Raw genomic sequence first — 21,819 nt, 5'->3', positions numbered from 1 at the left:
GTCACATCGCTCCCATGAAAGCCAGTCCTCGTTCGAGCCCGCGCAGCTCGGCAAGCCCGCGCATCCGCCCGAGCAGCGAGTAACCGGGGTTCGTCACCTTGTTCAGATCGTCGATCATCTGGTGGCCGTGATCGGGACGCATCACGATCGAGCGCCCCTCGCGGCGTTGCAGCGCCACCACCGCGGCCATCACCGCGGTCAGGTCGCCGCTCCCCTCCAGATGCGCCGCCTCGTGGAACGCGCCATCCGGCTCGCGCTGGACGCTGCGCAGATGGAGGAAGCCGATCCGTGTCCCCAGCCGCCGGACCATGCCCGGCAAATCGTTGTCGGCGCGCACCCCGAACGAACCGGTGCAGAAGCACAGGCCGTTGGCGGCGCTCGGCACCGCGTCGAACAGCGCGGTCACGTCCGCCTCGGTGCTGACGACGCGTGGCAGGCCGAAGATCGGGAACGGCGGATCGTCGGGATGGACGACCATGCGAAGGCCCAATTCCTCGGCGACCGGGCAGATCGCGGCCATGAAGGCGTGGTGATTGGCGCGCAGCCGCGCCGCGCCGGTATCGGCATAGCCATGGATCGCGTCGAGGAATTGCGCGGAGGTGAAGCTTTCCTCGCTGCCCGGCAGTCCGGCGATGATCGTCCGCTCCAGCCGCAGCCTGGCCTCGTCATCCATCGCCGCAAAGCGCCGCGCGGCGCGCTCGATCGTGTCGGGGGCATAATCCGCCTCGGCGCCCGGGCGCTTCAGCAGATGGAGATCATAGGCCGCCACCGCGTCCAGCTCGAAGCGCAATGCGCGTGCCCCATCGGGAAGCTCCCACGCCAGATCGGTGCGCGTCCAGTCGAGCAGCGGCATGAAATTGTAGGTGACGGTGGTAATCCCCTCCGCCGCCAGATTGCGGAGGGTGGTCATATAATGGTCGATCAGCTGGTCACGCTCGGGACCGGCGGTCTTGATCGCCTCGTGCACCGGGACGCTCTCTACCGTGGTCCAGCCGAGACCCGCGGCCTCGATCATCGCGCGCTGCGCGGCGATCTCCTCGCGCGGCCACACGACGCCGTTGGGGATCTGGTGGAGTGCGGTGACGACCTCGCGCGCGCCGGCCTGCCGGATATGCGCGAGCGGCACCGGGTCGCGTGGTCCGAACCAGCGCATCGCCTGCGTCATCAACACGTCCGCCATCCTCTCCGATCCTGCCGCCTCACGACGTCTCGCCGCGCCTGTTAGCGATAACACCTCATGAAGCAAGCTCAGGGCAAGCTGCTTCCCATCCCGGCCTGAAGCACCGCATACCATTGCGCCCTGGTCCATTCGACCCGGTACGCCCAGGCTGCGGCCGCGATCCGCCCGGGCGTTTGCGATCCAACGATCGGGATGATCCGCGCCGGATGCGCCATCACCCACGCCAGCGCTGCGGTCGCCGCATCCACGCCATAGGCGGCGCCATGCTCGCCAAGCAACGCCCCCGCCGGATGCGCGGCGTCGGTCAGCCGCCCGCCCCCCAGCGGCGACCAGGCCAGCACCGCAAGATCATGCCGCATCGCATGGTCCAGCGTCCCGTCGAACAGCGGCGCGACGTGCAGCGCGGAAAATTCCGGCTGCGTCGCGACAATCGGCTGCCCAAGGAACGCCTGCACGGCATCGACCTCGGCCGGCGCATGATTCGACACGCCGATCGCGCGCACCTTCCCGCTTGCCACCATCGCATCCAGCGCGCCCGCCACTTCCTGTGGGTGCGCCAGCAGGTCGCGGCGGTGCACCTGATAGAGATCGACCGTCTCCACCCCCATCCGCCGCAGCGAATCGTCCAGCGCTTCAGCAAGATAGGCGCGGCTGGAATTATACGGGATGCCGGGCCGGATGCCGCCCTTGGTCGCGATCACCATCCGCTCGAGCAAGGACCGATCCTCGGCCAGCGCGCGCCCGAACAGCGCCTCCGCCGATCCGAACCCGGCCGGCGTGTCGCAGCCGTAGATGTCGGCGGTGTCGAACAGCGTGATCCCCGCCGCCAGCGCAGCATCGATCAGCGCGCGCACCGCCGCCACATCCTCACCGGCCAGCCGCCACATGCCCCAGGCGAGCGGCGAAACCATGATCCCGCTCTTGCCCAGGGCACGCGGTTCATTCGATAGGCGCAAAGTCGTCATCCGGGGCGGCATGGCACAGGGTCGATCGGGATGATAGCGTCGAACCGTTTCTCGCACCTCGCAGGCGCGCGATGATCCGTCATGTCGCGATCGTCGGCGGCGGCTTTTCGGGTGCCTTGCTGGCGATCAACCTGGTCCGCCACGACGGCCCCCGCGCGACGCTGATCGAGCGGCGCCCGGCACAGCTCGGCCGCGGCGTCGCCTACAGCGCCGCGCATGAGGAGCATCTGCTCAACGTCCGCGCCGGCAACATGAGCGCGCTGCCCGACGACCCCGATCATTTCGTCCGCTGGCTGACGCACAACGCGCTCGGCGACCGCACCACCTTCGTCCCGCGCCGCGTGTACGGCCGCTACCTGCGCGAGATGCTCGAAGCGGCGGTCGCCGCACATCCGCACCGACTGACGCTGATCGAGGACGAGGTGCACGCGATCGCGCCGGCGGCGGAAGGCTACGAAGCGACGCTGGCAGGCGGCAACGTGCTCGCGGCGGATGCGATGGTGCTCGCGCTCGGCAACCTGCCGCCGCACACCCCGCCGGGGCTCAACCCCACGGCGCTGCCACCGGGCTGCTATCGCGGCGATCCTTGGGCGGGCGACATCGCCGAGGAACTGCGTGACGACGACACGGTGGTGCTGGTCGGCAGCGGACTGACCGCGATCGATGCCGCGCTGCTGCTCGAGTCGAAGGGCTTTCGCGGCCGGATCGTCGCGCTGTCACGACGCGGGCTCGCGCCGCGACGCCACGCCGATTTTCCGCCGCAACCCGGCCTTTCCGAACGCCCGGCCGCGACGCTCTCGGCATTGCTTCGGCATGTCCGCCAGCGCAGCGCCACGATCGGCTGGCGCGCGGCAGTCGATACCCTGCGCCCGATCACGCAGTTGATGTGGGGTGCGGCGGACGCGACCACCCGCGCGCGGTTCCTCCGCCACCTCCGCCCGTGGTGGGACGTGCACCGACATCGCCTCGCCCCTGCCGTCGCCGACCGGATCGACGCGCTGGTCACGTCGGGACGGCTGGAGGTGGTGGCCGGCAAGCTGGTCGCCGCCACCGCCGACGGCGCGCAGGCATTGCTCGAGTGGCGGCCGCGCGGCGACAGCGAAACGCGCCGGTTCCGCGCGGCACGGATCGTCAATTGCACCGGGCCGCAGGGCGACCTGTTGCGCTCGGACGAGCCGCTGCTCCGCGACCTGCTCACGCGCGGCATGATCCGCCCCGACGCGCTGCGCATCGGGCTGGAGGTCGATGCGCAATCGCGAGTCGTCGATGCCAGCGGCACGGTGGCGGAACAGCTCTACGCGATCGGCCCGATGACCCGCGGCGGATTGTGGGAAGTCGTCGCCGTCCCCGACATCCGCCAGCAGAACTGGACGCTGGCGCGAAGGCTCGCCAATGCGCAATGGGTCGGTGGCGAGGGGCTTTGATGCGAAAACGGTTGCGAACCAATGATGGTAGCGCTACCTCATCGTGGAATGTGCGGGCGCAGACCCGCCGACTGGACCTGAGAGGAGCCCGAACCGATGCGTCGCCCTACCCGTGCCTATCTGTTGCCGCTGCTCGCCGCGCTGCCGCTCGCCGCCTGTGGTGACCGCACGACGACTGCCGACAATGCGACGATCGCCAACGCCGCCGCCACCGACGCGCCGCGCGCCAAGGACGGCCGCAAGTATCTGTCGCAGCCGCTGGTCACCGACTTCTACACCGCCGACCCCTCGGCGCACGTCTTCGACGGCAAGCTCTACGTCTATCCCAGCCACGACATCGACGGCTCGGCGAAGGAAGACGATCTCGGCGGGCATTTCGAGATGCGCGACTATCGCGTGCTCAGCATGGACGAACCCGGCGGCAAGGTCACCGCGCATCCGGTCGCGCTCGACGTCAAGGACGTGCCCTGGGCCGAGAAGCAGATGTGGGCACCCGACGCCGCCTATAAGAACGGCACCTATTTCCTCTACTTCCCCGCCAAGGACCGGCAGGGCGCGTTCCGGATCGGCGTCGCCACCTCCAAGTCGCCGGTCGGCCCGTTCAAGGCCGATCCGCAGCCGATCGCGGGCAGCTTCTCGATCGACCCGGCGGTGTTCACCGACGACGACGGCAAGAGCTATATGTACTTCGGCGGGATCTGGGGCGGGCAGCTCCAGCGCAACACCACGGGCACGTACGATCCGAACGGCTCGAAGACCGATCTCGGCGCCGACGACAAGCCGGCGCTGACCCCGAAGGTCGCGCCGATGGCCGCCGATATGAAGACCTTCGCCGGCAAGCCGCGCGACGTCGTGATCCTCGACGAAAAAGGCAAGCCGCTGCTCGGCGGCGACCACGACCGCCGCTTCTTCGAGGCGTCGTGGATGCACAAGTACAAGGGCAAATACTACTTCAGCTATTCGACCGGCGACACGCATTACCTCGTCTATGCGATCGGCGACTCGCCCTTTGGCCCGTTCACCTACAAGGGCCGCATCCTCCAGCCGGTCGAGGGCTGGACGACCCACCATTCGATCGTCGAGTGGAAGGGCAAATGGTGGCTGTTCTACGCCGACACGCAGCTGTCGGGTCAGACGCGGCTGCGCAACGTCAAGATGACCGAGCTGAAGTACAATCCTGACGGCACGATCCAGACGATCGACCCGTTCGTGAAGTGATCTGACACCCTACCACCCCGGCGCACGCCGGGGCCCAGTTGGGAAACCGAGCCGCATCTCGCGAGCCGCCCGCAACTGGACCCCGGCGTCCGCCGGGGCGGCGCTGATTGCAAACAGGAAAGACCCCCATGTTCCTCGGCATCGACATCGGCACCTCGGGCGTGAAGGCGGTGGTGATCGACCGTGACGGCACGATCGCCGCACAGGCGACCGCCGCGCTGACCGTCCAGCGCCCGCACCCGCTCTGGTCCGAACAGGACCCCGACGCCTGGTGGCAGGCGACCGACGCCGCGGTCCGCGCGCTCCCCGCCGACGTGCGCCGCGCGGTCCGCGGGGTTGGCATCGCCGGGCAGATGCACGGCGCGACCCTCCTCGGCGCCGACGACCGCCCGCTGCGCCCCGCGATCCTGTGGAACGACGGCCGCTCCTTCGCCGAATGCGAGGAACTGGAGCGCGCGGTCCCTGCGCTGCGCGACATCGCCGCGAACATCGCAATGCCCGGGTTCACCGCGCCCAAGCTGCTGTGGGTCAAGCATCACGAGCCCGAGACCTTCGCCGCGATCCGCACCGTCCTGCTCCCCAAGGACCATGTCCGGCTCATCATGACCGGCGAGAAGGCGTCCGACGTCTCCGACGCCGCCGGCACCCTGTGGCTCGACGTCGCGAAGCGCGACTGGAGCGACGAACTGCTCGCCGCGACCGGCCTCACCCGCGCGCAGATGCCGCGCGCGGTCGAGGGCAGCGACGTGACCGGCAGGCTGCGCCCCGAGATCGCGGAAAGCTGGGGCATGGACGCCGTACCGGTCGCGGGCGGCGGCGGCGACAATGCCGCGGGCGCGGCCGGGATCGGCGTCGTCCGCGATGGCGACGCCCTGCTGTCGCTCGGCACCTCGGGCGTGATCTTCGTCGCGACCGACACGCTGCGCGCCAACCCGGCGGCGGCGGTCCATGCCTTCTGCCACTGCATCCCGGGCATGTGGCATCAGATGGCGGTGCATCTGTCCGCCGCGGTCTGCGTCGACTGGGTCGCGCGGCTGATCGGCGCAGCGGGTGCGGCCGACGTGTTCGCACGTGCCGAGATCGCCGGACCGGCGAGCGGCCCCGAACTGTTCCTCCCGTATCTCTCCGGCGAGCGCACCCCGCACAATGACGCGCAGGTGCGCGGCGGCTTCCTCCAGCTCGATCACGACAGCACCCCCGAGCGAATGGCGCAGGCGGTGCTCGAAGGCGTCGCTTTCGCGCTCGCCGACGGCGTCCGCGTGCTCCGAGAGTCCGGCACCACCGTCGAACGCCTCTCGGTGATCGGCGGCGGCGCGCGCTCGCGCTATTGGGGCGAAACGCTCGCCGCCGCGCTGGAGGTCGAACTCGCCTACCTCAAGGGCGGCGAGGTCGGCCCGGCGATGGGCGCCGCCCGCCTTGCACAGCTGGCGGTCGACGGCGGCACCCCTGCCGAGGTCTGCGTCGCCCCGCCGATCAGTCACGTCATCACCCCCGACCCGACGCTGGTCGACCGGCTCGCCCCCAAGCGCGCCGCCTTCCGCGCCGCCTATTCCCGCATCAAGCCGTAAAGGAACCAGCGCATGGCCACCGACTTCTTCGCCGACATCCCCCAGATCAAATATGAGGGGCCGGAAACCTCCAACGAACTCGCCTATCGTTATTACGACAAGGATCGGGTCGTGCTCGGCAAGCGCATGGAGGATCACCTCCGCTTCGCCGCCTGCTTCTGGCACACCTTCTGCTGGCCCGGCTCGGACGTCTTCGGCGGCGGCACTTTCAACCGCCCGTGGCATGCCGGCGCGAACGACAGCGCGGCCTCGGCGCAGAAGCGCGAGGTGGCGTTCGACTTCTTCACCAAGCTCGACGTGCCGTATTACTGCTTCCACGACGTCGACGTGATGGCCGACGCCAACAGCGTCGCCGAACATCGCCGCTTCTTCGGCGAGGCGGTCGATCATCTCGAGAAGCTCCAGGCATCGTCGGGGCGCAAGCTGCTGTGGGGCACCGCCAATCTGTTCGGCAACCCGCGCTTCGCGGCGGGTGGCGCGACCAACCCGGATCCGGAAGTCTATGCGTTCGGCGCGATGCAGGTCCGCGACGCGCTGGAGGCGACGCACCGCCTCGGCGGCAGCAACTACGTGCTGTGGGGCGGTCGCGAGGGTTACGAGACGCTCGCCAACACCGACCTGAAGCGCGAACTCGACAATCTCGGTCGCTTCCTCAGCCTCGTGGTCGAGCACAAGCACAAGATCGGCTTCGACGGCACGATCCTGATCGAACCGAAGCCGCACGAGCCGACCAAGCACCAGTACGACTTCGACACCGCCACCGTGTACGGCTTCCTCAAGAAGTACGGGCTGGAAAACGAGGTCAAGGTCAACATCGAGGCGAACCACGCCACGCTCGCCGGCCATACCTTCGAGCATGAGATCGCGATGGCCGGCGCGCTCGGCATCTTCGGCTCGATCGACGCTAATCGCGGCGATCACCAGAACGGCTGGGACACCGACCAATTCCCGAATTCGGTCGAGGAACTGACGCTCGCGATGCTCGAGATTCTCCGCGCGGGCGGCTTCACCACCGGCGGCTTCAACTTCGACGCCAAGGTCCGCCGCCAGTCGATGGACGCGGTCGACCTGTTCTATGGTCATGTCGGCGGGATCGACGTCGTTGCGAAGGGCCTGCTCAACGCCGCCGCACTGATCGAGGACGGTCGCCTCGATGCGATCAAGCAGGAGCGTTACGCGGGCTGGGACGCCGACTTCGGCCAGAAGGTGTCGAGCCTCGACCTCGCCGGGATCGCCGATCTGGCCGAGAGCGCCGACGTCAACCCGCGCCCGCGCTCGGGTCGTCAGGAGCGGATCGAGAACATCGTCAACCGCTTCATCTAGAACGATACTCCCCTCCCCTTCAGGGGAGGGGCAGGGGGTGGGGCGGTGTCTCACCGAGACCAGCGCTCAGAACTTCCCCACCCCAACCCCTCCCCTGAAGGGGAGGGGCTAAGCTTTATCGACCCGGTGTCGTGACACGCAGTTGAGCCACCGCAGGGTTGCGAAAACGCCCCCCGCCGCCTAACTAATGTCCGACTAATTCCCCATCACGAGGACGATCATGATCGACGGAGCGATGCTCATCGGCGCCGAGGCGCGTCAGGCTGACAAGCGGTTCACCTCGGTCGATCCGTCGACCGGCGAGACGCTGACGCCCGACTTCTCCTCCGCCGGCCCCGACGCGGTCGACGCCGCCGCCGCGCTCGCCGCCGAGGCGTTCCCGACCTACAGCGCGACCGATCCCGAAACCCGCGCCGCCTTCCTCGAAGCCATCACCGACGAGATCCTCGCACTCGGCGACGAGCTGATCGTCCGCGCGATGCAGGAAAGCGGCCTGCCGCGCGCCCGCCTCGAGGGCGAGCGCGGCCGGACGGTCGGCCAGCTCAAGCTGTTCGCGACCGTCGTCCGGCAGGGAGACTGGCTCGACGCGACCATCGACCCTGCCCTCCCCGACCGCCAGCCGCTGCCGCGCCCCGACCTGCGTCGGATGAACGTCGCGCTCGGCCCGGTCGCGGTGTTCGGCGCATCGAACTTCCCGCTCGCCTTCTCGGTCGCGGGCGGCGACACCGCCTCGGCGCTCGCGGCGGGCTGTCCGGTTATCGTCAAGGGCCATCCGGCGCACCCCGGCACCGGCGAGCTGGTCGCGCGCGCGATCGCCAAGGCGGTTCAGAAGGCAGGGCTGCCGGCGGGCGTCTTCTCCTACCTGCCCGGCGAGACCAACGAACTCGGCGGCGCGATCGTCCGCGATCCGCGCATCAAGGCGGTCGGCTTCACCGGCTCGCGTGGCGGCGGTATGGCGCTGATGAAGATCGCCGCCGAGCGTGACGAGCCGATCCCCGTCTATGCCGAAATGTCGGCGATCAACCCGGTCGTGATCCTGCCGCACGCGCTCGAAGCACGCGGCGCGGCGCTCGCCCCGGCCTATGTCCAGTCGCTGACGATGGGCGCGGGCCAGTTCTGCACCAACCCCGGCCTCGTCCTCGCGATCGCCGGCCCGGCGCTCGACGCGTTCGTCGCGGCGGCCGGTCAGGCGCTGACCGAAAGCGCGCCGACGACGATGCTCACCCCGGGCATCCATGCCAGCTTCGAGAAGGGCGTCGAGGCGCTCGCCGCGCATGCGGCGGTCACCACGGTCGCGCGCGGCAAGGTCGGCGAGGGCGTCAACCAGGCGGTCGGCGCGCTGTTCCGCACCGATGCCGAGGCGTTCCTTGCCGACCGTGCGCTAGGGCATGAGGTGTTCGGCTCATCGTCGATCGTCGTGGCGTGCCGCGACCTCGCCGAGCTGAAGAAGGTCATCGCCAGCCTCGAAGGCCAGCTGACCGCGACGCTCCAGATCGACGCCGAGGACGAGGCCGAGGCCAAGGGATTGATCCCGGTGCTCGCCGACCGCGTCGGCCGCATCCTCGTCAACGGCTGGCCGACCGGCGTCGAGGTCGCCCCGGCGATGGTCCATGGCGGGCCGTTCCCGGCGACCAGCGATGGCCGCACCACTTCGGTCGGCACCGGCGCGATCTATCGCTTCCTCCGCCCGGTCAGCCTCCAGAATCTCCCCGCCAGCCTGCTCCCGGACGCCGTGTCGGACGCCAATCCCTGGGGCATCGCCCGCCGCCTCGACGGCAAGCGCGAGGCTTCGCCGCGGTAAGCGTTGTGGTCGATTTGATTGCGGAAAGGGCGGCCCCCCGGGGCCGCCCTTTTTGTATATGCATGGCGTTGCTACGTCGCCACTCTCACGCCGTTCGCCCTGAGCTTGTCGAAGGGCGTGTCCGGGGTCCGTGCTTCGACAAGCTCAGCACGAACGGGGTGAGAGGACGATAGCCCTCCCACGCCACCACCCCGGCGAACGCCGGGGCCCAATCGGGAAGGCAGATGTAACGAAGCGCGACCTGCATCATCAGCGTCCCCCAACCGGGCCCCGGCCTTCGCCGGGGTGACGTTCGCGCATCGGGGATCACACGTCAGTGATTATCGCGCGGCAGTCCCATGGTCTGCGCGATGCGCTGGTACTTCTCGGCACCCTCGAGGATCGCGCCGGTGCTCATCTGCCCGACGACCGCGCGCTGGATCTCCTGCCACGGCGTCTGCGAGGCCGGATAGGCATAGCCGCCCGCCGCCTCCAGCGCCGCGCGCCGCTCCGCCAGTTCCGCCTCCGGGATCAGCACGTTCGCCGTGCCCTTGCCGAGATCGACCCGCACCCGGTCGCCGGTCTTGAGCAGCGCCAGCCCACCCATCGCCGCCGCTTCCGGCGAGGCGTTGAGGATCGACGGCGAGCCGCTCGTCCCCGATTGCCGTCCGTCGCCAATGCACGGCAGCGCATGGACGCCCTCGGTGATCAGATAGGCCGGCGGGCGCATGTTGACGACCTCGGCCGCGCCCGGATAGCCGATCGGGCCGGCGCCGCGCATGAACAGCAACGTCTCGGGCGTGATCCCGGTCGCGGGATCGTCGATCCGCGCGTGGTAATCCTCCGGCCCGTCGAACACCACCGCCGGCCCCTCGAACGCCTCGGGGTCGTCGGGGTTCGACAGGTAACGGTCGCGGAACTCCGGCGAAATCACGCTGGTCTTCATCACCGCGGCGTCGAAGAGATTGCCCGACAGCACGATGAACCCGGCCTCTTCCTTCAGCGGCGCGTCATACGGGCGGATCACCTTCTCGTCCTCGATCGCCACGCCGCGGCAATTGTCGCCCATGGTCTTGCCGTTGACGGTCAGCGCATCCTCGGCGATCAGCCCCTGTTCGATCAGCTGGTTGACCACCGCCGGCACGCCGCCTGCGCGATAATAATCCTCGCCCAGATACTCGCCGGCCGGCTGCAGATTGACCAGCAGCGGCACCTTGTGCCCCTCGGTTTCCCAGTCCTTGATCGGCAGCTCGACCCCGACGTGGCGCGCGAGCGCCGCGAGGTGGATCGGCGCGTTGGTCGATCCGCCGATCGCGGAATTGACCTTGATCGCGTTGTGGAAGGCGTCCTTCGTCAAAATGTCCGAAGGCTTGAGATCCTCGGCGACCATCTCGACGATCCGCTTGCCGGTGAGATACGCGACCTCCTGCCGGTCGCGATACGGCGCCGGGATCGCCGCCGAGCCGGGCAGCGACATGCCGAGCGCTTCGGCGAGCGAGTTCATCGTCGTCGCGGTGCCCATCGTGTTGCAATAGCCGGTCGACGGCGCCGACGACGCCACCAGCCGGATGAACTCGGCATCGTCGATTTCGCCGGCCGCGAGCAGCTGCCGCGCCTTCCAGACGATCGTGCCCGAGCCGGTGCGCTCGCCCTTGTGCCAGCCATTCAGCATCGGCCCGACCGACAAGGCGATCGCGGGAATGTTGACCGTCGCCGCCGCCATCAGGCACGCCGGGGTCGTCTTGTCGCAGCCGATCGTCAGCACCACGCCGTCGAGCGGATAGCCGTACAGCACCTCGACCAGCCCGAGATACGCCAGGTTGCGGTCGAGCCCGGCGGTCGGACGCTTGCCGGTTTCCTGGATCGGATGCACCGGGAATTCCAGCACGATCCCGCCCATCTCGCGCACGCCCTCGCGCACCCGCTCCGCCAGCACCAGATGGTGGCGGTTGCAGGGCGACAGGTCCGAGCCGGTCTGCGCGATGCCGATGATCGGCTTGCCCGAGCGCAGTTCCTCCAGCGTCAGCCCGAAGTTCAGGTAGCGCTCCAGATACAGCGCCGTCATGTCGATGTTCGCCGGATTGTCGAACCACGCACGGCTGCGCAGCGTCGTCGGATCGTGGGGGGCGGTCATGCAGGCGAACTCCAGAACGAAAGCCGATGATATAGTCGGACAAATAACCTATGGCTAGCGCAGTGATGCCAGCGAAATACCTTCCGCCATCGCGCGATAGCCGGCGATGCTTGGGTGTAGCCCGTCGCCGCTGTCATAGGCGGGCAGCAGCCGGTCGGGCCGCGCCGGATCGCGCATCAGCCGGTCGAAGTCGATCACGCGATCGGCGTTGCCCCGCGTGCGGATCCACGCGTTGATCGCCTGCCGATCGGCCTCGCTCGCCGCGCCGGGATGATAATAAGCGTTGGTCGAAAACGGCATGATCGTCGCGAGATGCACCGTCATCCCCTTGGCGTGCGCGCGCGCCACCATCTGCGCATAAGCCCCCGTCACCCCGGCCACCAGCGCGCGGTGCGCCTCCGGCGTCGCGGGCTGTTCGCGGGTCAGCACGCCGATATCATTGACGCCCTCCAGCACGATCAGATGCTTCGCCCCGGCCTGCCCGAGCACGTCGCGGTCGAAGCGCGCCATCGCATTCGGCCCCAGCCCGTCGAGCAGCACGCGGTTGCCGCCGATCCCGAGGTTGAGCACCGCCGCCTTGCCGCCCAGCCGCCGCGCGAGGACATCGGTCCAGCGCGCGTTGGTGTTCGGCTTCACGCCATACCCATCAGTAATCGAATCGCCGAACGCGACCACCCCGTTCGACGCAACGCAGCGCTCGACCTCCACGCCGGAGAGCTGGAACCAGTGATCGGTCCCGGTCGCCCCCGCCAGATCAGTCGCACCGGTCGCGTCGCCCTTGGCGATCCACGAGGTCGCGCGTGATCCCGGATGCGAGGTCTGACCATCCGGCGCGGACGGGAAATAAGCGGATATCGCCAGATCGTCGAATGCCGCGACCGACAGCGTCACCGCGTCGCTCCAATATTCCGCGCCCGGCGGCACGACCACCTCGCGCCCGCCGCCGAACGACAGCGCGCGCAGGCTACCCGGCGTCACCCGCGCGCTGGCAAGGTCCGCCGAACGCGCGATGCTCGCGGCGGCAATGCGCAGCGGCGCGCGGCCATAAGCGTTCGAGAAGCGCACCCGCACCCGCGCCCCGCCCAGCGACGGGCGGACGATCTGGCGCAGCGTCGCGTCGCGCAGCGCGTCGGGGGGCAGGACGTTCTCGCCCTGCGGAATCATCTGCGCCGACGCCCAGGCCGCCTGCCAGCGACACGAGCGCGCGGCGGCGGGGGTGGCGGCGAGGCCGAGCAGCGCGGCGGCAAGCACGAACGAGGATCGCATGGTCGCTCCGGAAGAAAGAAGGGCCGGCCTCGCGAAGAGACCGGCCCTGTGAGTCGACGCGCCGAATAAAGGGGAGAAAAACGGCGCGCCTGTCGCAATCGGAAAGGTGGGTGGGTACCGCACGGCCTCCGAAGAAGCATGTGATAGCGTTATCAATGACATATCTGCGTCCGTCAACCGGCCTGCGTCAGACGAACGTCGCGGTAGCGCGGGTTGAGCAAGTGGAAGACCAGCAACGCCACCAGATACGCGACGCCGCACGCGACGAAGAACGGCCCGTAGCTGCCGACCGTATCGAGCAGCAGCCCCAGCGACTTGGAGGCGATGAATCCGCCGACCGCGCCCGCGAACCCGCCCAGCCCGATCAGCGTCCCCTGTGCGAAGCGCGGGAACTGGTCGCCGGGCAGCGCGAACAAATTGGTCGAGAATCCCTGATGCGCCGCGCAGGCCAAGCCGATCAGCAGCACCGCGATCCAGATGCTGCTCGCCTGCCCCGCGAACATCACCGGCAGCGCGAACAAGGCGCAGGCGAACATCGCCCGCTTGCGCGCGCGCCCGGTCGCCACGCCGCGCTTCAGCAGGTGCGACGAATACCAGCCACCCGCTATCGCACCCAGATCGGCGAGGATGTAGATCGCGACGAGCGGCGGGCCGAAGCTCTTCAGATCATAGCCATATTGCTTGTTGAAGAAGTCCGGCAGCCAGAACAGGAACGTCCACCACACCGGATCGATCAGGAACCGCCCCGCCATATAGGCCCAGGCCTCGCGATGCCGCAGCACGCGCAGGAAGCCGGCGCGGCCCTGATCGACCGCCGGCTCGGTTTCGATCCACGCGCGTTCCTCGGGCGACAGCCGCGGATGCTCGGCGGGCTTGTGGTACAGGTGCCACCACGCGAACAGCCACACCAGATTGAACAGCCCGGTGATGATGAACGCCCAGCGCCAGTCGAGCAGCAGCCCGGCGACGATGAACCCGATCAGCAGCGGCGTGACCACCGCGCCGACGTTCGCCCCGGCGTTGAAGATGCCGATCGCGAGCGCGCGCTCCTTCTTGGGGAACCATTGCGAGGCGGCGGCGAGCGCGGACGGATAGGTCCCCGCCTCACCGAACGCGAGCGGGATGCGCGCGATCACGAAGCCGGTCGTCGAGGTGACGAGCGTCTGCGCGAAATGGCCCAGCGTCCAGCTCCCCATCGCGAGCAGATAGCCGTATTTCGGCCCGATCCGGTCGATCAGCCACCCGAAGATCAGGAAGCCGACGCCGTAGAAGACCTGAAAATAGCCGGTGACGTCGCCGTAGCCGGTGTTGGTCCAGTGGTAGAGTTCGGTCAGCTGCGGCTTGAGCACCCCGAGCACCAGCCGGTCGACATACGACAGCACCACCGCGGCGAACAGCAGCGCGCAGATGATCCAACGGATGCGACCCTTCGGGCGCGGGACTTCGTGCGCGGCGGTGTCGGGCGCGTGCTGTGCGGCCTCGGTGAAGTCGCTCATGGGCCTGGCTCTCCAGCTACTAACCACCCCGGCGTACGCCGGGGCCCAGTTGGGAAACGTGGCCGGATTTCGCGCGCGCGCCGTAACTGGACCCCGGCGTGCGCCGGGGTGGCGATGCAATGAGACATCACCAACTCCACAGCGTGCCATCCTCCAGCCGGTTCACCGGCAGATAGGCGCGCTTGTACTCATACCCCGCCGCCAGCTCCTCATCGACGTCGACCCCCAGCCCCGGCGCGTCGCCCGGATGCATCATGCCCTGCTCGAAGCGATAGCCATGCGGGAACACCGCATCGGTTTCGGCGGTGTGCGGCATATGCTCCTGCACCCCGAAGTTCGGGATCGACAGCCCGAAGTGCAGCGCCGCCGCCATCGTCACCGGCGACAGGTCGGTCGCACCGTGGCAGCCGGTCCGCACCTGATAGAGATCGGCGAGCGCGGCGACGCGCCGCAGGTGCGTGATCCCGCCAGCATGGACGATCGTCGCACGAACATAGTCGATCAATTGCTGCTCGATCAGCGCCTTGCAGTCCCAGATCGAATTGAACACCTCGCCGACCGCGATCGGCGTCGTGGTGTGCTGGCGGATCAGCCGGAACGCGTCCTGATTCTCCGCCGGCGTCGGGTCCTCGATCCAGAACGGGCGATACGGCTCCAGATCGCGCCCCAGCCGCCCGGCCTCGATCGGGGTCAGCCGGTGGTGGACGTCGTGGAGCAGGTGCACGTCCGGCCCCAGCGCCTCGCGCGCAGCGGCAAACAGCTCGGGCACGACGCGCAGATACTTTTCGGTCGACCACACCGACTCGCTCGGCAGCGCGGCATCGGCGGGCTCGTAGCGCTGACCCGGCTTGGCGACGCCATAGGTGGAGGCGAGTCCCGGCACCCCGCATTGTAGCCGGATCGCCTTGTATCCCTTGTCGCGCTCGGCCAGCGCGACGTTGATCGTGTCCTCGATCGTCGTGCCGTTGGCGTGCGCATAGACCATGCACGCCTCGCGGCTCGCGCCGCCGAGCAACTGGTACACCGGCATCCCGGCGAGCTTGCCCTTGATGTCCCACAGCGCCACGTCGACCGCCGCGATCGCGCTCATCGTCACCGGCCCGCGCCGCCAGTACGCCCCCTTATAGAGATACTGCCAGATGTCCTCGATCCGGTGCGCGTCGCGCCCGATCAGGCAGGGCACGACATGCTCGGACAGATAGGCGGCGACCGCCAGTTCGCGCCCGTTGAGCGTCGCATCGCCGACCCCGGTGGTGCCGTCGTCGCAGACAATCTTCAGTGTGACGAAGTTGCGGCCCGGCGAGGTGATGATGACGCGCGCGTCGGTGATGGTCGGCATGTCGTCTCTCAGGCGCATTCGAGCGTAGTGGCCGGCGCGGCGATGCCCCGGCGCATACGGATCGGATCAACTCGACGATTGGTGGCCACGCGCACTCTCTCCAGTCACGCCCGATCTGCTGCCGGGACTTGTGAATTTTCACTGATAGCGTTAACATGCCGGTCAAGAAGCGGCGTTGTCAATGCCGTCGAAGGTAGCGGGAGCGATGATGAAGGCACGTTCGGGATGGCTGGGTGCGCTCGCCCTGCTGATGGCTGGCCCCGCGCACGCCGACGACGGCTACCGGCTGTGGCTGCGCGCGCCCGCGGCGTCGCCGTCCGCGACGACGGTGGCGATCCGCGGCGACACCGCCACGCTGCGCCTCGCCGCCGCCGAGCTGTCGCGCGCGCTGCCCGCCGGCATGACCGTCACCGTCGCCACCGCCGCCGAGGTCGCGGCGCTGCGACTCCCGTTCGCGCCGCTCGGCGACGAAGGCTATCTCGTCCGCCCCGTCAAGCTCGACGGCACGCCGACGCTGCTGGTCGCGGGCAACAGCGACCGCGGCGCGCTCTATGGCGCGTTCGCGCTGCTCCGCCACCTCGCCACCGGCGGCACCGCCGCGAACGCGACGCTGGCCAGCGCGCCCAAGGTGAAGCTGCGCGTCCTCAACCATTGGGACAATCTCGATGGCACCGTCGAGCGCGGCTATGCCGGCACGTCGCTGTGGGACTGGTGGGCGCTCCCCGACTTCAGGGACCCGCGCTACGTCGATTATGCGCGCGCCAACGCCTCGATCGGCATCAACGGCACCGTCCTCAACAACGTCAATGCCAAGGCCGACAGTCTCACTCCGCGCTACATCGCGAAGGCGGCGGCGCTGGCCGACGTGTTCCGCCCGTGGGGGATCAAGGTCTATCTCTCCGCGCGCTTTTCGGCACCGATCGAACTGGGCGGGCTGAAGACCGCCGACCCGCGCGACCCGCAGGTGGCCGCGTGGTGGAAGGCGAAGGCCGACGAAATCTACCGCGCGATCCCCGACTTCGGCGGCTTCCTCGTGAAAGCGAACAGCGAAGGCCAGCCCGGCCCGCGCGATTACGGCGCCAGCCACGCCGACGGCGCGAACATGCTCGCCGCCGCGGTGAAGCCGCACGGCGGCGTCGTGATGTGGCGCGCGTTCGTCTATGCCGAGACCGACCCCGAGGACCGCGCCAAGCAGGCCTATACCGAGTTCAAGCCGCTCGACGGCACCTTCGCCGACAATGTGCTGGTGCAGGTCAAGAACGGTGCGATCGACTTCCAGCCGCGCGAGCCCTTCCATCCGCTGTTCGGCGCGATGCCGAAGACCCCGCTGATGATCGAATTCCAGATCACCAAGGAATATCTCGGCTTCGCGACCCACCTCGCCTATCTCGGCCCGCTGTTCGAGGAAGCGCTGTCGGCGAAGACCGGGCGCGGCGCGGAGACGGTCGCCAGCGTGGTCGACGGCAGCAGCGAGCGGCACCGCCTGACCGGCATGGCCGGCGTCGCCAACATCGGCCGTGACCGCGACTGGTCGGGCTCGACCTTCAATCAGGCCAATTGGTACGCCTTCGGCCGGATGGCGTGGGACCCGATGCTCAAGGCGGAGCCGATCGCGCGCGAATGGGCGCAACAGACGTTCGGCACGGACCCGCAGCTCGTCGACACCGCAGTCCGCATGATGATGGGCTCGCGCGAGGCGGTGGTCGATTACACCGGCGCGCTCGGGCTCGCGCACCTGATGGCGACCGGTCATCACTACGGACCGGGGCCATGGGTCGCCGATCTCGCGCGTCCCGAATGGAACCCGGTCTATTACCACAAGGCCGACCGCGCCGGCATCGGCTTCGACCGGACGAGGACCGGCAGCGACGCGGTCGCGCAATATGCGCCACCGGTCGCGAAGCGCTTCGCCGATCCGAAGACCACGCCAGAGCGCGACCTGCTGTGGTTCCACCATGTCGCATGGAACCGCAAGATGGCGTCCGGCAAGACGCTGTGGGAGGATCTCGTCGCGCATTACGACCGCGGCGTTGCCTATGTCGGCGACATGCGACGGCAGTGGGACGGCGTGCGCGCGCAGCTCGATGATGAACGCTGGCAGAAGACCGCCACTTGGCTGGCGGTGCAGGAACGCGAGGCGCGCTGGTGGCGCGACGCCAGCCTCGCCTACTGGATGTCGGTCAACGGCCGCACGCTGCCCGCCGGCGTCGTGCCCCCCGCGCACGATCTGGCATGGTACAAGGCGCAATCCTTTCCGTACGTTCCGGGTCACCACGATTGAGGGAAACCTTAGCCCCTCCCCCTCGGGGGAGGAATTGGGGTGGGGCCTGTCCAGGAATACAGACCTCGGGAAAGTCCCCCACCCCCGACCCCTCCCTGAAGCGGAGGGGAGAAGCGGATCACGCCTCTTGCTGCAATTGAGTACGATCCCGTAATCTCCCGCTTGCCGACGCCGCTCGCGGTCGCCAAGAACCGTGCGATGGACTGTCCGGCATGAACGAACCGCGCGGGTCGCGCCGCCAACGCAACGCCCCGACGATCAGCGACGTCGCGACCCACGCGGGCGTGTCGCCGATGACGGTCAGCCGCGTCATCAATCGCGAGGGCAGCGTGCGCGACGCGACCCGCGCCCGCGTCGAGGAGGCGATCGCCGCGCTCCGCTACGCCCCCTCCGCGGCGGCGCGGATGCTGGCGGGGGGCGAGGACTTCCGGCTCGGCGTGCTGCACACCACGACCAGCCTGTTCTATTTCAGTGAGTTCCTGGTCGGCTGCCTCGATCAGGGGGCGCGGCAGAACGGGCAGATTATCGTCGAGCAATGCGCCGAGGGCGGCGAAGTCGCCGCGATCGAGCATCTGCTGAACGGCCGCGTCGACGGGCTGCTGCTCCCGCCCCCGCTCGGCGACGCCGAAGGGGTGCTGGCGATGCTGCGCGAACGCGATGTGCCGGTCGTCGCGGTGTCGACGGGGCGCGCCCCGGAATGGGCGCTGTCGGTCAGCATCGACGACCGCAAGGCCGCTTACGAGATGACGCGCCATCTCGGCACGCTCGGCCACCGCCGGATCGGCTTCATCACCGGCGCCGCGAACCAGAGCGCGACCGGCGAGCGACTCGCCGGCTATCGCGACGCGGTGGCCGACATGGCGCTCGACGCCGACGACGCGCTGATCGCCGAGGGCAATTTCGGCTATCGCTCCGGGCTCGACGCGGCCGAACGGTTGCTCGACCTGCCCGATGCGCCCAGCGCGATCTTCGCCAGCAACGACGACATGGCCGCCGCGACGGTGGCGATCGCGCACCGCCGCGATCTCGACGTGCCGGGCGACCTCACCGTCTGCGGCTTCGACGATTCGGCACTGGCGACGACGGTCTGGCCGGAGCTGACGACGATCCGCCAACCCGTCAGCGACATGGCGCGCACTGCTGTCGACCTGCTGATGCGCGAAATCCGCCAGCGACGCGGCGGCAGCAACGAGGATCACCCGCATGTCGTCGTCGATTACGCGCTGATCCGGCGACAGTCGGACGCGGTGCCGCGCCGCCGCCCGCGCACCACGGGCTGATCGTCCGAACCGGCGACGAAGGCGCTTCCCCCCACCCCCCAGTTCAGCCTAACAGCGCCATATATGTGGCAGCTCTACCAGTTCCCGCTGTGTCCGTTCACGCGCAAGGTCCGCACGCTCCTCAACGAGAAGGACGTGGGCTATCAACTCATGCGCGAGAACCCGTGGGAGCGGCGCGACGCGTTCATCGACATGAACCCCGCCGGGCAAACCCCGGTGATGACCGACAACGAACGCGGTGTCGTGCTGCTCGATTCGATGGCGATCTGCGAATATTTCGAGGAGACGGTCGAGCGGGTCGCGATGATCAACGGCACCGCCGCCAATCGCGCCGAGATTCGGCGGCTGGTGACGTGGTTCGACACGCATTTCTACCGCGACGTCACCCAGCCGCTGCTCGACGAGCGCATGATCAAGCGCGTCGCGCATCGCATGGCCCCCGACGCGTCGCGATTGCGTGAGGCGATGAAGTCGGCGGTCGGGCATCTCGACTATATCGACTTCCTGCTCGACCATCGGAAATGGATCGCTGGGTCGACGATCAGCCTCGCCGATCTCGCCGCGGCGGCACAAATTTCGGTCGCCGATTATCTCGGCGGAATCGACTGGGCCGGCCATGCGCTCACCAAGGCATGGTATTCGGCATTCAAGAGCCGCCGCAGCTTCCGCCCATTGCTCGCCGAACGGATCAGCGGGATCGAACCGCCGAGCTATTACGAGAACCCGGACTTCTGATGCACGCCACCCACGACCCCGCCGCCCCGCCCGCGCCCGCGATCGGGTTCGATGATTTCCTGGCGGTCGACGTGCGGGTCGGGACGATCGTCGCGGCGGAGCCCTTCCCCGAGGCGCGCAAGCCGGCGTTCAAGCTGACGATCGACTTCGGCCCGACGATCGGCATCAAACGCTCGTCGGCGCAGATCACCGAACATTACGACTGCAACGGGCTGGTCGGGCGACAGGTGGCGGCGGTGGTCAACTTCCCGCCACGCCAGATCGGCAAGTTCATGTCGCAGGTGCTCACGCTCGGCTTCCCCGACGCGGACGGAAAGGTCGTTCTGGTGCATCCCAGCGTTGCCGTCCCGAACGGCGGGCGGCTGTTCTGATGCGGCAGGCGCACGGCAGCTTGACGATCGCGACCCGCGGGGCGGGATTGGTCGAGGTGACGGACGAGGTCGCGGCATGGCTGCACGCGCAGGCAATCGCCGACGGTCTGCTGACCGTCTTCTGCCGTCACACCTCCGCCTCGCTGCTCATCAACGAGAACGCTGCCCCGGCGGTCCGCCGCGACCTCGAACGCTATTTCCAGCGCCTCGCCCCCGAATCACGCGACTATGAACATGACGACGAAGGCCCCGACGACATGCCCGCGCATCTCAAGACCGCGCTGACGAACGTCTCGCTTGGCATTCCCGTCCACGACGGACGGATGGTGCTCGGGACGTGGCAGGGTCTCTACCTGTTCGAACACCGCGCCGCCCCCCACCGCCGCACCCTCGCGCTCCACGTGATCGGCGAGTAACGCCGCCGGCAAAACCGTCGTCCCTGCGCAGGCAGGGACCCATGGCTGCATCGTAAGTCCCCGCCCCAGACACAAAGCCCGCCGCCGATGTGTCAGCCGCACCCACAAACTCGACAGCCATAGGCCCCTGCCCCCGCAGGAGCGACGGCGAAAGTACCGCCCCCCAAACCACCGTCGCCCCTGCGCAGGCAGGGGCCCATCTCTGCATCGTCCGGGACACGCCACCGACACAAAGCCCGCCGCTCACGTGTCAGCCCGACAAACAACCGCCCCACCCACAGGCCCCCGCCGCCGCAACGGCGCCCCCGCTACCGCGGCTCGGCCAGCGTCAAAATCGACACACCCGTCGGCATCGGCATCCGCCCGACCAGATGCCGCTCCAGCCCGAAAATCCGCTCGAACAAGGCGTTGAGCGGCGCAGCCGGCGGCGAATCGTCGCTATCGTCCCGACCCGTGAGCCGTCCGGCAACACGTGCCGCCGCCGCCAGCGGAAACAGCAGCGAGTTGAAATAGGTGAGCCCGCGCTCCTTCAGGCCGGCCTTGTGGAGCGCGCCCAGCAACGTCTTCTTGGAATAGCGCCGGTGGTGGTGGTTCACCACGTCGTGCGCGCTCCACATCCATTGATGCGCAGGCACCGCGATCACGATCTTCCCGCCCGGCGCCAGACAGTCGCGCATCGCCGCCAGTGCCGCGACATCGTCCTCGATATGCTCGACGACATCCAGCACCGCGATCAGATCGTAATGGCCGCGCGGCACGCCCGGCAACGCCGGAAGCGGCGCGTCACCGACCGGCTTGCCCAGTCGCTCGCTGGCGATCGCGCGCGCCGCCGGATCGATCTCGATCGCGTCGACCTCGCCGAATTCGGCAAGCATCGGTAGATTGTGTCCGGTGCCGCAACCGATCTCGAGGATACGCGCCGACGTCGGCAACTTGCCCTTGCGGGTCAGGTAATCGGCCAGGATGTCGCGCCGCGCGCGATACCACCAATGCGTGGAATCATGCTCGGCCATGCGATCATAGACACGGCGATCCATCAATAC

Annotated in this window: 17 protein-coding genes; 10 read left to right on the top strand and 7 right to left on the bottom strand. The window is 68.5% G+C overall.

Going from position 1 to position 21,819, the window contains the following annotated elements; genetic code table 11:
• Position 1: 1 nt before the first annotated feature.
• On the bottom strand, positions 2 to 1,180 hold the full coding sequence (gene uxuA / locus PGN12_08355) for a mannonate dehydratase (protein ID MEH3103904.1): 1,179 nt from the start codon (positions 1,178 to 1,180) through the stop codon (positions 2 to 4).
• 68 nt (positions 1,181 to 1,248) lie between these two features.
• On the bottom strand, positions 1,249 to 2,145 hold the full coding sequence (locus PGN12_08350; GenBank protein MEH3103903.1) for an aldo/keto reductase: 897 nt from the start codon (positions 2,143 to 2,145) through the stop codon (positions 1,249 to 1,251).
• Between the two features lie 71 nt (positions 2,146 to 2,216).
• On the opposite strand from PGN12_08350, the gene PGN12_08345 reads away from it, so the two are divergent.
• The 5 genes from PGN12_08345 to PGN12_08325 all read left to right on the top strand — a co-directional run bounded on the left by PGN12_08345 (position 2,217) and on the right by PGN12_08325 (position 9,479).
• On the top strand, positions 2,217 to 3,569 hold the full coding sequence (locus PGN12_08345; GenBank protein MEH3103902.1) for an FAD/NAD(P)-binding protein: 1,353 nt from the start codon (positions 2,217 to 2,219) through the stop codon (positions 3,567 to 3,569).
• Positions 3,570 to 3,665: 96 nt separating this feature from the next.
• On the top strand, positions 3,666 to 4,787 hold the full coding sequence (locus PGN12_08340) for a glycoside hydrolase family 43 protein (protein MEH3103901.1): 1,122 nt from the start codon (positions 3,666 to 3,668) through the stop codon (positions 4,785 to 4,787).
• 128 nt (positions 4,788 to 4,915) lie between these two features.
• Positions 4,916 to 6,355 carry a xylulokinase gene (xylB, locus tag PGN12_08335; GenBank protein ID MEH3103900.1) on the top strand — a complete coding sequence of 480 codons (1,440 nt, stop codon included), beginning with the start codon at positions 4,916 to 4,918 and terminating at the stop codon, positions 6,353 to 6,355.
• Between the two features lie 12 nt (positions 6,356 to 6,367).
• Positions 6,368 to 7,678, top strand: a complete 1,311-nt coding sequence (xylA, locus tag PGN12_08330) for a xylose isomerase (protein ID MEH3103899.1) — start codon at positions 6,368 to 6,370, stop codon at positions 7,676 to 7,678.
• Between the two features lie 220 nt (positions 7,679 to 7,898).
• Positions 7,899 to 9,479, top strand: coding sequence for an aldehyde dehydrogenase (NADP(+)) (locus PGN12_08325; protein ID MEH3103898.1), 1,581 nt, complete (start codon positions 7,899 to 7,901; stop codon positions 9,477 to 9,479).
• A gap of 313 nt (positions 9,480 to 9,792) precedes the next feature.
• Here the strand turns inward: PGN12_08325 and PGN12_08320 are convergent, their stop codons facing one another.
• From PGN12_08320 to PGN12_08305, 4 genes are all read right to left on the bottom strand, one after another.
• Positions 9,793 to 11,592, bottom strand: coding sequence for a dihydroxy-acid dehydratase family protein (locus PGN12_08320; GenBank protein ID MEH3103897.1), 1,800 nt, complete (start codon positions 11,590 to 11,592; stop codon positions 9,793 to 9,795).
• Positions 11,593 to 11,646: 54 nt separating this feature from the next.
• Positions 11,647 to 12,858: an SGNH/GDSL hydrolase family protein gene (locus PGN12_08315; GenBank protein MEH3103896.1), complete on the bottom strand. Its 1,212-nt coding sequence runs from the start codon at positions 12,856 to 12,858 to the stop codon at positions 11,647 to 11,649.
• Positions 12,859 to 13,031: 173 nt separating this feature from the next.
• Positions 13,032 to 14,354 (bottom strand): MFS transporter, encoded by a 1,323-nt coding sequence (locus PGN12_08310; protein MEH3103895.1) that lies wholly within the window; start codon positions 14,352 to 14,354, stop codon positions 13,032 to 13,034.
• A gap of 127 nt (positions 14,355 to 14,481) precedes the next feature.
• Positions 14,482 to 15,693, bottom strand: a complete 1,212-nt coding sequence (locus PGN12_08305) for a D-galactonate dehydratase family protein (GenBank protein ID MEH3103894.1) — start codon at positions 15,691 to 15,693, stop codon at positions 14,482 to 14,484.
• 208 nt (positions 15,694 to 15,901) lie between these two features.
• Here PGN12_08305 and PGN12_08300 point away from each other — a divergent pair, with 208 nt between their 5' ends.
• The 5 genes from PGN12_08300 (at position 15,902) to PGN12_08280 (ending at position 20,776) form a co-directional block, all read left to right on the top strand.
• Positions 15,902 to 17,974 carry an alpha-glucuronidase family glycosyl hydrolase gene (locus PGN12_08300; protein ID MEH3103893.1) on the top strand — a complete coding sequence of 691 codons (2,073 nt, stop codon included), beginning with the start codon at positions 15,902 to 15,904 and terminating at the stop codon, positions 17,972 to 17,974.
• A 212-nt stretch (positions 17,975 to 18,186) separates the two neighbouring features.
• Positions 18,187 to 19,254 (top strand): LacI family DNA-binding transcriptional regulator, encoded by a 1,068-nt coding sequence (locus PGN12_08295; GenBank protein MEH3103892.1) that lies wholly within the window; start codon positions 18,187 to 18,189, stop codon positions 19,252 to 19,254.
• A gap of 63 nt (positions 19,255 to 19,317) precedes the next feature.
• Positions 19,318 to 19,989 (top strand): glutathione S-transferase family protein, encoded by a 672-nt coding sequence (locus tag PGN12_08290; protein ID MEH3103891.1) that lies wholly within the window; start codon positions 19,318 to 19,320, stop codon positions 19,987 to 19,989.
• Positions 19,989 to 20,360 (top strand): tRNA-binding protein, encoded by a 372-nt coding sequence (locus tag PGN12_08285; protein MEH3103890.1) that lies wholly within the window; start codon positions 19,989 to 19,991, stop codon positions 20,358 to 20,360. Before PGN12_08290 ends, PGN12_08285 begins: the two co-directional genes overlap by 1 nt.
• Positions 20,360 to 20,776 carry a secondary thiamine-phosphate synthase enzyme YjbQ gene (locus PGN12_08280; protein ID MEH3103889.1) on the top strand — a complete coding sequence of 139 codons (417 nt, stop codon included), beginning with the start codon at positions 20,360 to 20,362 and terminating at the stop codon, positions 20,774 to 20,776. Before PGN12_08285 ends, PGN12_08280 begins: the two co-directional genes overlap by 1 nt.
• Positions 20,777 to 21,084: 308 nt before the next feature.
• Here the strand turns inward: PGN12_08280 and PGN12_08275 are convergent, their stop codons facing one another.
• A complete protein-coding gene (locus PGN12_08275; protein MEH3103888.1) occupies positions 21,085 to 21,813 on the bottom strand; it encodes a class I SAM-dependent methyltransferase in 729 nt (242 codons plus the stop codon).
• Positions 21,814 to 21,819: the final 6 nt, after the last annotated feature.

The organism is Sphingomonas phyllosphaerae (assembly GCA_036946405.1).
In the GTDB taxonomy this organism is placed as follows: Bacteria; Pseudomonadota; Alphaproteobacteria; order Sphingomonadales; family Sphingomonadaceae; genus Sphingomonas; species Sphingomonas phyllosphaerae_D.
The sequence above is the reverse complement of the archived record's forward strand: the minus strand, read 5'-3'. Positions and strand labels throughout refer to the sequence as shown.

Bases quoted from the DNA above. Each gene is read 5' to 3' on its own strand.
- uxuA (MEH3103904.1), bottom strand. From the start codon at position 1,180: ATGGCGGACGTGTTGATGACGCAGGCGATGCGCTGGTTCGGACCACGC.
- PGN12_08350 (MEH3103903.1), bottom strand. From the start codon at position 2,145: ATGACGACTTTGCGCCTATCGAATGAACCGCGTGCCCTGGGCAAGAGC.
- PGN12_08345 (MEH3103902.1), top strand. From the start codon at position 2,217: ATGATCCGTCATGTCGCGATCGTCGGCGGCGGCTTTTCGGGTGCCTTG.
- PGN12_08340 (MEH3103901.1), top strand. From the start codon at position 3,666: ATGCGTCGCCCTACCCGTGCCTATCTGTTGCCGCTGCTCGCCGCGCTG.
- xylB (MEH3103900.1), top strand. From the start codon at position 4,916: ATGTTCCTCGGCATCGACATCGGCACCTCGGGCGTGAAGGCGGTGGTG.
- xylA (MEH3103899.1), top strand. From the start codon at position 6,368: ATGGCCACCGACTTCTTCGCCGACATCCCCCAGATCAAATATGAGGGG.
- PGN12_08325 (MEH3103898.1), top strand. From the start codon at position 7,899: ATGATCGACGGAGCGATGCTCATCGGCGCCGAGGCGCGTCAGGCTGAC.
- PGN12_08320 (MEH3103897.1), bottom strand. From the start codon at position 11,592: ATGACCGCCCCCCACGATCCGACGACGCTGCGCAGCCGTGCGTGGTTC.
- PGN12_08315 (MEH3103896.1), bottom strand. From the start codon at position 12,858: ATGCGATCCTCGTTCGTGCTTGCCGCCGCGCTGCTCGGCCTCGCCGCC.
- PGN12_08310 (MEH3103895.1), bottom strand. From the start codon at position 14,354: ATGAGCGACTTCACCGAGGCCGCACAGCACGCGCCCGACACCGCCGCG.
- PGN12_08305 (MEH3103894.1), bottom strand. From the start codon at position 15,693: ATGCCGACCATCACCGACGCGCGCGTCATCATCACCTCGCCGGGCCGC.
- PGN12_08300 (MEH3103893.1), top strand. From the start codon at position 15,902: ATGAAGGCACGTTCGGGATGGCTGGGTGCGCTCGCCCTGCTGATGGCT.
- PGN12_08295 (MEH3103892.1), top strand. From the start codon at position 18,187: ATGAACGAACCGCGCGGGTCGCGCCGCCAACGCAACGCCCCGACGATC.
- PGN12_08290 (MEH3103891.1), top strand. From the start codon at position 19,318: ATGTGGCAGCTCTACCAGTTCCCGCTGTGTCCGTTCACGCGCAAGGTC.
- PGN12_08285 (MEH3103890.1), top strand. From the start codon at position 19,989: ATGCACGCCACCCACGACCCCGCCGCCCCGCCCGCGCCCGCGATCGGG.
- PGN12_08280 (MEH3103889.1), top strand. From the start codon at position 20,360: ATGCGGCAGGCGCACGGCAGCTTGACGATCGCGACCCGCGGGGCGGGA.
- PGN12_08275 (MEH3103888.1), bottom strand. From the start codon at position 21,813: ATGGATCGCCGTGTCTATGATCGCATGGCCGAGCATGATTCCACGCAT.